The organism is Haloarcula terrestris, from assembly GCF_031624315.1.
Classification (GTDB): domain Archaea; phylum Halobacteriota; class Halobacteria; order Halobacteriales; family Haloarculaceae; genus Haloarcula; species Haloarcula terrestris.
On record NZ_JAMQOM010000010.1, the window covers coordinates 81,030 to 91,670 of the forward strand.

Below are 10,641 nucleotides of genomic sequence, written 5' to 3' on the forward strand. Positions count from 1 at the left end.
TCAAAACCGGCTACGATGAGTGTCCTGTTCCGCGACACGGCCACAATATCGCTCTCGTGGAACGAACTGACCGGCGCGGTCGGGGACTCGGCGACGGTGCTGCCGGTCGTCGTGGCCGTCGCCGTGCTGACGGAGCTTTCGCTCCCGGTCATGCTCGTCTGGTTCGGTGTGTTCCAGGTCGTCTGGGGGCTGTACTACGGCGTCCCGATCTCCGTCGAACCGATGAAAGCCTTCGCCGCGCTGGTCATCGCGGGGACGATTTCGACCGGCGAACTCGTCGTCGCGGGGCTCTTGCTGGCCGGGATCCTGCTCACGCTCGGGACCACGCGCTCTCTCGGAACGGTCAATCGGTACGTCGACGACACCGTCGTCCGGGGCGTCCAGCTCGGCGTCGCGCTAGTCCTGCTGGAGACGGGCGTGGGTCTCGGACTCGCTGACCCGCGGCTCGTGGCCGTCGCCGTCGGCGTCGTGGCGGCCCTCGCAATCGTGGGCTACAGCGGACAGAGCGCCTTCGCCGTCTTCGTCCTCGGCGTCGTCCTCGCCCTCGCAGAGACCGGGGTTCCGACGCCGGCCGTCCCCGCCGTCGACGCCATGTTCATGCTCCCGACGATGACGCTGTCGGTGCAGACGGCGGAGGCCGTTCTCGCCCAGATCGCGGTCACGGTCGGCAACGCCGCTCTCGCCACGTCAGTCCTGCTGGCGGACTACTTCGACCGGGACGTGTCCGCGGACCAGCTCTCGAACAGCATGGGGCTGATGAACCTGGCCGCCGTCCCCTTCGGTGCGTTCCCGATGTGTCACGGCAGCGGCGGCGTCGCCGGCAAGTATGCCTTCGGCGCGCGAACGTCCGGCGCGAACCTGCTACTCGGCGCGGGCTACGTCCTGACCGCGTTCCTCGCCGTCGGCGTCATCGCGGCCTATCCGACAGCCCTACTCGGCGTCATTCTGGTGCTGATCGCGCTCCAGCTGGGCTGGACCGGCGTGTCCAGAACTGACGACCTGCTCATCGTCGCCGCCATCGGCGTCCTTGGCGTCCTCGTCAACCTCGGCCTCGCGTTCGTCCTGGGCGTGCTCGTCCAGCAGTTGCGCGCTCGGTCGTGATGGTTCGATTGTCAGTGTTTAATTAGTGGATGGAAGTCAAGAACAGCCAGAAAGCCCCCGCGTTCTCAGCTCCCGCGGCTCGCTGCGCTCCGGTAGGTGCTTACTTCGCCGGGGTTCGCTGAGAACACGGCCCCTTTCAGTCCCACCCAACATGGCTTGTCCAACCAGCTACGGGTGGGACTGAAAGGGGTGGCTGGCTGAACGATGGCGGACGACGCAAGGACCGCAACGCAGTGAGGACCGCAGCGAGGCCCCCGAGTTCAGCCAGCCAGGGCTTTCTGGCTCTCTGCAGTCGTCATCGCTAAACTAAACCCCACCGTACGAGTGTCCCCCACACGCTTGTGTCAGGAGCCCGAACCAGTACACAAGAGATGCGCCCCGCAACGGAACTGGAGAACCTGCTCGGAGAGGCGGAGTCGCTCACCATCGTCTGTCACAACAACCCCGATCCCGACTGTCTGGCGAGCGCGCTGGCGCTCGGTCGCATCGCGGCCGCCGTGGGCATCGACGAGCGGCGAATCCTCTACAGCGGCGAGATTTCCCACCAGCAGAACCGCTCGTTCGTCAATCTGCTGGAGATGGACATTCAGGAGTTCGACGTGGCCGACGTAACCGACCGGGCGGCCGCGGAACTGCTCGCCTTCGTCGACCACTCGGTACCCGGGTCGAACAACCGCGTTCCAGCGGACGTGTCGGTCGATATCGTCATCGACCACCATCCCGCCGAGGACATCGCGGCCCGCTTCGTTGACCACCGTGAGGAGATCGGGGCGACGGCGACGATACTGACCGAGTACCTGCGGGACCTCGAAATCGAACTCGACGACAAGCTGGCGACGGCGCTGCTGTTTGCGATCCGACGGGAGACGCTTGGGTTCCTCCGCGGCGTGACGCCGGACGAGTACGGGGCCGCTGGCTTTCTGACGGACGCGGCCGATTCGGACCTGCTGCGAAAGCTCTCCTCGCCGTCAGTCAGCGGCGCGACCGTCGACGCAATCGCGGACGCCATCGGGAACCGGACGGTCCGCGGATCCGTGCTGATTTCCCACGTCGGCCGGACGCCGGAGCGGGACGCCCTGCCGCAGGCCGCCGACTACCTGGCAACGCTTGAGGGCGTCGAGACGGCTATCGTCTTCGGCATTATCGAGGACACGATCCAGCTCAGCGCCCGGTCGACGGACTCCCGGGTCCACATCGGTGACGTGCTCTCCGAATCGCTGAGCGATGTCGGGAGCGCGGGCGGCCACCGGGAGATGGCCGGCGGTGAGGTGCCGCTCGGCATCTTCGCCGACTACACGAACGACGACACCGTGCTGGTCGACATCGTCGAGCAGGTCATTTCGGCGCGGCTGTTTGCCGGACTGAATCTTTCAGAGGAGAACTGAGCCGCGTCAGGACAGCCGGAACGTTTCCAGGTTCTTCGGGTTGTGGGTCCGCATGTTGAAGTTCTGATACAGCGCCGAGGACAGTTGGTTCGTCGAGGATTCGTCGCCGTGGACACAGAGGATCTTCTCCGGCCGCGGATGCATCGTCTCGACGAACGACTCCAGGCCCTGTCGGTCAGCGTGGCCGGAGAACCCGTCGACCGTCTCGACGCCCATCTTGAGGCTGACCCGCTCGGCGCGCGGCCCGCTCGTGTCCCCGAGCGTGATTTCATCCTGGCCGCGCTGGATCTGGCGGCCCAGCGTCCCTTCGGCCTGGTAGCCGACGAACACCATCGTGTTGTCCGGGTCGCTGCCAAGCAGGCGGAGCCAGGACATCACGGGGCCGCCGGTGACCATCCCGGAGGTGGTCAGGATGATCGCCGGCTCGTCGTCGGTGATGTCGCGTCGCATCTCGTCGCCGCCGTCGACCTGTGCGAACTGCTCGGCGAGGAACGGGTTCTCGTCTTCGTACAGAATGCGCTGGCGGAGGTCGTCCCGGAGGTACTCCGGATACGCGGTGTGGATAGCCGTCGCTTCGCGGATCATCCCGTCGAGATACACCGGCATCGTCGGGATGTCGCCCTTCCGCATCGCCTCTTCGAGGACGAGCATGAGCTCCTGGGACCGCCCCACGGCGAAAGCAGGAATCAGGATTTTCCCCTCCTTCTCGTAGGCGTCGTTGATGACATCCCTGAGGACGCGCTCGGAGTCGGACTGGTCGGTCTGGTAGTCGTTTTTCCCGCCGTAGGTCGACTCCAGCACGAGTGTTTCCACCCGCGGGAAGTCGTTGACAGCACCGTCGAGCAGGCGGGTGTCCTTGTAGTGAATGTCGCCCGAGAAGGCGACGTTGTACCGTCCCTCGCCGATGTGGAAGTGACACACCGCCGAACCGAGGATGTGGCCGGCGTTGTGCATCGTGAGCTTGATGTCGGGTGCGATGTCGGTGACGTTACCGAATTCCAGGGGAATCGTGTGTTTCAGCGCGTCACGGACCTGCTGGCTCTCGTAGGGCGGGGTGCGTCCCTCCTTGGAGGCCACATCGAGGTAATCAAGCTGGAGCAGGCCCATCAGGTCCCGCGTCGGCGCAGTCGTGTAAATCGGGCCGTCGTAGCCGTACTTGAAGAGGATCGGAATGAGTGCGGAGTGGTCCAGGTGAGCGTGTGTCAGGACGACCGCATCGAGGGAGTTCGGGCCTGCCGCGAGCGCTTCGGGGGCCTGGAGATACGGGACTTCGCCCTCAGCGCCGGGTTTGTCGCCACAGTCGATGAGGATGCGGGACTCGGGCGTCGAGAGGATGAACGACGCGCGACCGACCTCCCGACAGCAGCCGAGCGTGGTGAGCCGAACCCAGTCCTCGTCGGCCGACGTGGGGCGGTTGATCTGTCGACCGACGCGCTGGAGAATGTCCCGCCGTTCCTCTCGCTCCTGTTTAAGATAGTTCCGGACGTTCGAGACGGTCGAGGACTCCATGGGCGGCGTGCGGACGACCTCGGGGGTCCAGCCGACGGAAGCGGATATCTCGTCGAGGGTCGCACCGTGGCGGCCGATGACCCGCCCCGGCTTTTCGGCCTCGATGAACACTTCCCCGGTCTCGCGGTCGAAATCGAGGTTCTGAACGCCAGCGTCCTCGGGGATCGTCTTCCTGATTCGGGCCTCGGCCTCGTTCGGCGGGACGAGGGCTTCCTGGGTCGGTCGGACGTTGATGCGTTTCCGGAGCGTCTGTGCGAGGTTCCGAACAATCCCGTCGCGGTCGGCGACCGTCTGTGCGTCCGGCGTGTAAATAACCAGTTCCGGTCCCTCGAACGCGACGGATTCGATCTCGATGTCGTCCGGTGTCTCTTCTTCGACCTGTGCTTTGATTCGCTCAAGTGTCTCGTCTGCGGAACTCATAACTTTGGAGATGGAGGCCCGATAGCCGTCGGAAAACCACGGCTCTCGACTGCCGTTATCTAGCGGGAGAGCGAGCATGGTAAAGAACCTTTGCTTGTTTTGTTGTGTCAACACAGTATCAGACGCCGGCAAGAACCGGCGAATTTTAGTGCGGGACCGCGAGTTGTATCTATATGGGCTTTGGTAGCTACGACGAATCTGAACAGAAGGACAACGACGTAGACACAGACGACAGCGAGGGCGTGGCCGTCCACGAGAACGACCACGACGGGTCGGTCTCCTTCGAGACGGAGGCGACGACGAGCGACCTCGTCGACAAGCTCGGCGACATGAAAGACGAAGACGACGAGGAGTAAGGGCCTCGAATCCCCTAGAACGGCGATTCCTGCCCGACTTTGTCGGCGAGTTCGCCGCGCTCGTCCAGCTGTTCGAGGATGTCGCTTCCGCCGATGAACTCCCCGTCGACGAACGTCTGGGGGATCGTTTCGCGGCCGCTGTGGGTTTCCAGGGCGTCGCGGTAGGCGTCGGTTGCCTTGAGCACGTCCACCGTCTCGATGTCCTCGCGGTACTGTTTCAGGAGTCCGAGCGCCTTCTTCGAGTAGCCACACTGTGGCATCAGCTCGTTACCTTTCATGAACAGGACGACCTCGTTGTCCGCGATAACGCTGTCGACCTGCTCTGTTACCTCTTCCGGCGAGAGTTCTTCGGGCTCGAATGCCATACTCTCTCTAACGGCGTCGGCAATAAAGACGTACCGACAGGGTGAGCGGGTCAGTGCCTCTTGGGCGGATGACGGTGTGCCGACTGGACCCCCGGCTACTCGGCTTCTTCGGGCGTCAGCGTCGTCAGCTCGATGGCGTGGATGTCTCGCGTGAGGTGGTCACCCAGCGCGTCGTGGACGAGCTGGTGCTGGTCGACCAGCGATTTCCCCTCGAACGCCGGTGAGACCACGCGCACGGCGTAGTGTTTGTCGTCGTCCGGGTCCCGCGGTGTGGTGACTGTCGCCTGTGCCTCCGGAAGCTCCGTCTCGATGAGTTCGGCGACCGCATCCTCGTCCATACTCACTCTGAATGGAGCGGCGGGCAAAACAGTTGGCGTCCCGGTCATGGAGTCACCAGTCGGTAGACAGTTCCCGTCCGATACCGACGCCGAGGGCGGCCAGCCCCAGGAATGTCAGTGCGACCCCGCCGAGCCAGCCCGCCGAGAGCGTGGCCGCGAGCCGGACCGCCCAGAGCCCGGCCACCAGGGCCAGCCCGCCGGCCACGACCAGTGTGACGAACCGCTCCATATCCGTGCCTGCGTCGACCGACTGTAAATCCCTGGCGGCGCGAACCACAGGTGTTTGTGCCTCGGGAACCTATATCCGGTATGAGCGACGCTACGCTCGTCTACGACGACGACTGCGGCTTCTGTACCTGGTGGGCGGACTTCATCGACGAACGGTCCGACCTCGAAATCGTCGGCTTCTCGGAACTCGATGAGGGCCTACTGGAGCGCCTGCCCGACGACTACGAGTCCTGTTCACACCTGGTGACCGACGAGGCGGTGTACTCCTGCGGGGAATCCATCGAGACGGCGCTCACCTACACCGACATGGGCAAGCCGGCGCGGCCGCTGGTCTCGTTCTTCGGCCAGTTCGAGGACTATGAACGGCTCCGCGAGCGGGCATACCGAAAGGTCGCCGACAACCGTTCGACGTGGGGGAAAGTCATGTCGAAGACGCCGCCGGCGCGCAGGGACGACTCGGACTGACGACCCGCCTCAGACCCTGGCGAGTTGCAGGTCGCCCTCGCTGACCGGGTTGACGTAGGTACCGACGCGCTCTCGCTCCCACCACCGGCCGGTCTCGCGGCGCTCCTCGGGCGTCGTGAACCGATAGCGGTAGCGGACCGCGCGGACGTGTGTGGGCGTCGTCTCCGGGAACGGGACCGAATCCAGCAGTTTTTCGGTGGCCTCGTCACCGGCCAGCAGTCGGTCGAGCAACGCGAGGAACCACGGGCTCCGCCGGGGTGAGGGAGCCATCGCCGCGAACCACAGCTGCCAGTCCAGCCGGTAGTGGTACGGCGCGATCTGTCGCGGCCGCTGGGCGGGGTCCGTGGGCTTGCCCTTGAACTCGTAGGTTCGCCACTCCGTGTCGGCCGTGACCACTTCGTCGGTGGTCCCCTGGACGACGATCTCATATCGATCCCGGGTAATCGAGCCAAACGCGCCGTAGGTGTTGACCAGCCGGAGCGGGTCGAAAGCGGTGTTCATCACCTGCCGCTCCGAGAGGATGTTCCGGACCGGCTCGACGCTGCGCCAGAGGACGACCGCGGCGAGCGCGACGGAAATAGCTTGCAGGTACAGCGGCGGCGCGCTCACGCTCGGCGTCGTGACTGGAAGGAGCGACGCGAGGACACCGTCACTGAACGTCGCGACGGCCTGGACGATAGTGAGGGCGTTGAGCCACGAGAAGTTCCCCGTCAGCATGAGCCAGCCCTGAAACCCGATGGTCGCGGCCCCCGCCACCGACGCCCAGGGCTGGGGCGCGAAGTAGAGGAACGGGACGGCGACTTCGATGATATGGTTGCCAAGCACTTCCAGCCGGTGGAACCGGTCGGGCAGGTGGTGGGCGTACCAGGATACGGGATTCGGAATCGGCTGCGTCTCGTAGTGATAATCCAGCGCGGTGAGGTCCCGCCAGCAGTCGTCCCCGCGCAGTTTGATGAGCCCCGCTCCGAACATGTTGCGGAACAACAGCCACTTGAGCAGCCACATCACGACGACCGGTGGTCCCGCCGACCCCGCGCCGAGAAACGCCGCGAGGAAGCCGGTCTCCAGCAGCATCGACTCCCAGCCGTACCCGTAGAAGGTCTGGCCGGCGTTGACAAAGGAGAGGTACAGCGCCCACAGCAACAGCCACAGCAGTATCGACACGGGGACCGCGTACGGAGTCGGGAGCCACGACGGAAGACCGGCGAATGCGAGCGCCGAAAGGCCGACGCCGACCCAGGCCGTGATGGTGATGACGCGGTCGTCCGGATAGAAATAGAACAGGCTGGGCCGGTCACGGAACTCGTGGCGCTCGACGTACTGCTGAATCGGCAACAGTCCGTCTTCGCCTGCGAGCGGGCGGAACTGCGTGGCCGCGACGAGGAAGGCCAGCAGATAGATGGCTGCAAGCCCCCGGTGGAACAGGACTCTGACGAGCCAGTACGCCTCTGCCTCCCACGGCAGCATACTCCGGATGTGGCCCAGCCACGGACTAAACCGTACCGGGTGGTGCAGGTGTCAGCCATAGCCAGCCGTCGCCTATCCGCTCAGCCCAGGAGCTGCTGGTGGGTCGGCTTCATACACCGGTCCTGGACGACACGGCGACCGGCCGCCTCAGCGCGTTCGACGGCCGCGTCGTCGTGGATACCGAGCTGGAGCCAGATGACGGCATCCTCGTCCCGCTCTAGGGCCGCGTCGACGATGTCGCTGACCTCCTCGCTTGGCCTGAATACATCGATAATGTCTATCTCACCCGGAACCTCCGACAGCGAGTCGTAGGCCTGCTGTCCGAATATCTCGTCGGCGAATGGGTTGACCGGAATCACCTCGTACCCCTGCTCGTGGAGGTACTTCGGAATCTCGTGAGCGTCCTTGCCGGGACTGGTCGAACAGCCGACGACGGCGACGCGGTCCAGTGCAAGTATCTCTCGGAGCTCGTCGTCAGAACTGACAGGCATATCCGGATGTTCGCCGGGCAGCGACAAAAGGTATTGCCCGCGGGGGTTACCGCGTGGCCTCGTCGGATTCCGTTGGTTCCTCCAGGTAGTTCTGGCCCCACGCCGCCATTTCGGTGATCACGGACTCCAGTGACGCTCCGAGGTCGGTCAGCGAGTAATTGACGCGGAACGGTTGTTCGTTGATGACTTCCCGGTCGACGAGTCCCTTCTCCTGCAGGTCTTCGAGGCTGTCCGAGAGGACTTTCGAGGAGATTCCATCGACATCCTCCTTGAGCTCGTTAAAGCCCGAAGGGCCGTTTTCGAGCAGGCGGTGAATGATGACGGGATGCCACTTCTTGCCGATGAGGGAGGCGGTCGTCGTTATCGGGCACCACTCCTCGCCGGCACACCAGACGGAGAGCTTCTCCGGTGAATCGCTCATGTCTTGTCGAAATTTCGGCCGGGGACGGCTAATAACTACCCCTGCCCAGACGACGGCCGCTTGGTGGCACTGCTTCGAAGGACTCCACAAATTCGCTCGCGTTTCGGCTGTGTGGAATTATAGAGTCTCAAACCTGGCCCAGAAACGGCAGAAATATCTTAAAATGACCGGCCTCGTCTGGCAATAGTGACAGTCAGAGCGCCATAGAACCGCTGTATTTCCATAATAGCCGTACAGGTGTTATTGTGTTTTGAGGCGCTGTTACCGCTGAATAAGGCAGTTTCGGCCGTTGGAAGCGGGCCTCAAGTAGCCATGCAAAACAGACGAACCGAAAGGACGTAGCAGGAAATCGGTCGGCTGTCGCGACTACTACTTTCGGCAGTCATCACAGGCACACATACTTGAAGCGATTCTTCAGAACGTTCGTCTTTCGGCCAGCCGTGAGTAGCTATATTTTTATCTGATTATCCAGTGTATTCTTTATGGCCGCAGTCACAGTGTGGAACGAAAACCGGCACGAACAGGCTACGGGACCGGCAAATGCCATGTACCCCGACGGTATCCACACGGCGCTGGCTGAGATGCTCGTCTCCCACGGCCACACTGTCCAAACAGCGACACTCGATGACCCGGAGCACGGATTGACTGCCGGTGTCCTCGCCGAAACGGACGTATTACTATGGTGGGGTGATGTCGCACACGATGCTGTCACCGACACGGTAGCGACCCGAGTCGAACAGGCGGTTCGTGGCGGGATGGGCTTTATTCCGCTCCATTCTAGTCACGAATCGAAGCCGTTTGAATCTCTCATGGGAACGACCGGCGTCCTGCGGTGGCGCGAAGAGGGCGAACGAGAGCGCGTCTGGGTCGTCGAAGCGGACCATCCTATCACCGACGGACTCCCCGAGGAATTCGAGCTCGAACGCGCCGAGATATATGGACAGGGGTTCGACCTGCCGCAACCGGACACGCTGGTGACGGTGAGCTGGTGTGACGACGGTACGGTGTTCCCCAGCGGGTGCTGTTACCACCCAGGCGCCGGCAGGGTATTCTACTTCCAGCCCGGCCACGAGACGTTCCCGGTGTATCACCACCCGGTCGTCCAGCAACTACTCCACAACGCCGTCGAATGGGCTGCACCAACTTGCCGGACCGAGCGCGCCCGTGTTGCACAGCTTTAGCGGTCGGGACAACGGCGATCACTGTGCTGCGTATCGGCCCCGGTCAACCCGCTGTCCCGCTCGATACGTAGCGGGTCCTGACGGACAGAAAAGTAGGAGTTGTCTGTCGCGAAGGTAGGCCCTCTTTTCGACCCAGAGTGCGGACGAAGGTGACTGCAAACCTAGGGGACTGCATCATGACTGTGTTTCAGCGTGCGAGGACGACGAGGCCGATTCCAAAGGGTTTGTATCAGTCGGTTTCGGAGTCACCCATATGACAGAGAACGTGGTCGTGCTCGGTGCAGGGTATGCGGGTGCTGGGACGATCAAGAGTCTGGAAGACGAACTGGAGGGGGAAGCCGACATCACCTGGATTTCTGACGTGGACTACCACTTGGTACTGCACGAGTCCCACCGATGTATTCGGGATCCGAGCGTCCAGGAGAACATCGCGATTCCCGTTCACGAGATCAAACAGCCATCGACTTCCTTCCTTCAGGACGAGGTCGTCAACATCGACACCGACGCTCAAGAGGTCGACCTCGCTGACTCCGACACCGTCGAGTACGATTACCTACTCGTTGGCTTAGGCTCGCAGACGGCCTTCTTCGGGATCGACGGGCTCAAAGAGCACGCTCTGACGCTGAAGAGCCTCGACGACGCCCTGGAGATTCACGACAACATTCAGCAGGCCGCTCGTGAGGCCTCGACGAACGACCCTGCGCAGGTCGTCATCGGCGGCGCTGGTCTCTCTGGCATCCAGACCGCCGGGGAGGTCGCCGAGTTCCGTGACGAACACAACGCACCGATCGACATCCATCTGGTGGAAGGCCTGGATCAGGTGCTGCCAAACAGCGACCCGGAACTCCAGGGTGCCCTGCGCAAGCGCCTGGAAGCCGCTGACGTGAACATCAAGTGCGGGGAGTTCATCGGCG

Annotated in this window: 13 protein-coding genes; 6 read left to right on the plus strand and 7 right to left on the minus strand. The window is 63.3% G+C overall.

What is annotated here, in order from left to right:
* Positions 1 to 15 precede the first annotated feature (15 nt).
* Together NDI54_RS17930 and NDI54_RS17935 are read left to right on the plus strand one after the other, a co-directional pair.
* The gene (locus NDI54_RS17930) at positions 16 to 1,101 is read left to right on the plus strand and encodes a putative sulfate/molybdate transporter (RefSeq protein WP_310897808.1); all 1,086 of its coding nucleotides are present in this window, start codon (positions 16 to 18) and stop codon (positions 1,099 to 1,101) included.
* A 371-nt stretch (positions 1,102 to 1,472) separates the two neighbouring features.
* Positions 1,473 to 2,486, plus strand: a complete 1,014-nt coding sequence (locus tag NDI54_RS17935; RefSeq protein ID WP_310897809.1) for a DHH family phosphoesterase — start codon at positions 1,473 to 1,475, stop codon at positions 2,484 to 2,486.
* 6 nt (positions 2,487 to 2,492) lie between these two features.
* Here NDI54_RS17935 and NDI54_RS17940 read toward each other — a convergent pair whose 3' ends face one another.
* Positions 2,493 to 4,415: a beta-CASP ribonuclease aCPSF1 gene (locus NDI54_RS17940; RefSeq protein ID WP_310897810.1), complete on the minus strand. Its 1,923-nt coding sequence runs from the start codon at positions 4,413 to 4,415 to the stop codon at positions 2,493 to 2,495.
* Positions 4,416 to 4,588: 173 nt separating this feature from the next.
* Between NDI54_RS17940 and NDI54_RS17945 the strand changes: the two genes are divergently transcribed.
* Positions 4,589 to 4,771 carry a DUF5786 family protein gene (locus tag NDI54_RS17945; protein ID WP_310897811.1) on the plus strand — a complete coding sequence of 61 codons (183 nt, stop codon included), beginning with the start codon at positions 4,589 to 4,591 and terminating at the stop codon, positions 4,769 to 4,771.
* Between the two features lie 14 nt (positions 4,772 to 4,785).
* Here NDI54_RS17945 and NDI54_RS17950 read toward each other — a convergent pair whose 3' ends face one another.
* The 3 genes from NDI54_RS17950 to NDI54_RS17960 all read right to left on the minus strand — a co-directional run bounded on the left by NDI54_RS17950 (position 4,786) and on the right by NDI54_RS17960 (position 5,703).
* On the minus strand, positions 4,786 to 5,136 hold the full coding sequence (locus NDI54_RS17950) for a glutaredoxin family protein (protein ID WP_310897812.1): 351 nt from the start codon (positions 5,134 to 5,136) through the stop codon (positions 4,786 to 4,788).
* Between the two features lie 95 nt (positions 5,137 to 5,231).
* Complete coding sequence (locus tag NDI54_RS17955) at positions 5,232 to 5,474, minus strand: BolA family protein (RefSeq protein ID WP_310897813.1); 243 nt, start codon at positions 5,472 to 5,474, stop codon at positions 5,232 to 5,234.
* A 52-nt stretch (positions 5,475 to 5,526) separates the two neighbouring features.
* Positions 5,527 to 5,703, minus strand: a complete 177-nt coding sequence (locus NDI54_RS17960) for a hypothetical protein (RefSeq protein ID WP_310897814.1) — start codon at positions 5,701 to 5,703, stop codon at positions 5,527 to 5,529.
* A gap of 80 nt (positions 5,704 to 5,783) precedes the next feature.
* Between NDI54_RS17960 and NDI54_RS17965 the strand changes: the two genes are divergently transcribed.
* The gene (locus tag NDI54_RS17965) at positions 5,784 to 6,167 is read left to right on the plus strand and encodes a thiol-disulfide oxidoreductase DCC family protein (protein ID WP_310897815.1); all 384 of its coding nucleotides are present in this window, start codon (positions 5,784 to 5,786) and stop codon (positions 6,165 to 6,167) included.
* A gap of 9 nt (positions 6,168 to 6,176) precedes the next feature.
* Here NDI54_RS17965 and NDI54_RS17970 read toward each other — a convergent pair whose 3' ends face one another.
* From NDI54_RS17970 to NDI54_RS17980, 3 genes are all read right to left on the minus strand, one after another.
* Positions 6,177 to 7,634 carry a lipase maturation factor family protein gene (locus NDI54_RS17970; RefSeq protein WP_310897816.1) on the minus strand — a complete coding sequence of 486 codons (1,458 nt, stop codon included), beginning with the start codon at positions 7,632 to 7,634 and terminating at the stop codon, positions 6,177 to 6,179.
* A gap of 80 nt (positions 7,635 to 7,714) precedes the next feature.
* Complete coding sequence (locus NDI54_RS17975) at positions 7,715 to 8,125, minus strand: CoA-binding protein (protein ID WP_310897817.1); 411 nt, start codon at positions 8,123 to 8,125, stop codon at positions 7,715 to 7,717.
* A 46-nt stretch (positions 8,126 to 8,171) separates the two neighbouring features.
* Positions 8,172 to 8,546 carry a winged helix-turn-helix transcriptional regulator gene (locus tag NDI54_RS17980; RefSeq protein WP_310897818.1) on the minus strand — a complete coding sequence of 125 codons (375 nt, stop codon included), beginning with the start codon at positions 8,544 to 8,546 and terminating at the stop codon, positions 8,172 to 8,174.
* Positions 8,547 to 9,028: 482 nt separating this feature from the next.
* On the opposite strand from NDI54_RS17980, the gene NDI54_RS17985 reads away from it, so the two are divergent.
* Both NDI54_RS17985 and NDI54_RS17990 read left to right on the plus strand, forming a co-directional pair.
* Positions 9,029 to 9,727 carry a ThuA domain-containing protein gene (locus NDI54_RS17985; protein ID WP_310897819.1) on the plus strand — a complete coding sequence of 233 codons (699 nt, stop codon included), beginning with the start codon at positions 9,029 to 9,031 and terminating at the stop codon, positions 9,725 to 9,727.
* Between the two features lie 253 nt (positions 9,728 to 9,980).
* Positions 9,981 to 10,641: NAD(P)/FAD-dependent oxidoreductase (locus NDI54_RS17990; protein WP_310897820.1), on the plus strand; the 661-nt coding region annotated here is incomplete at its 3' end.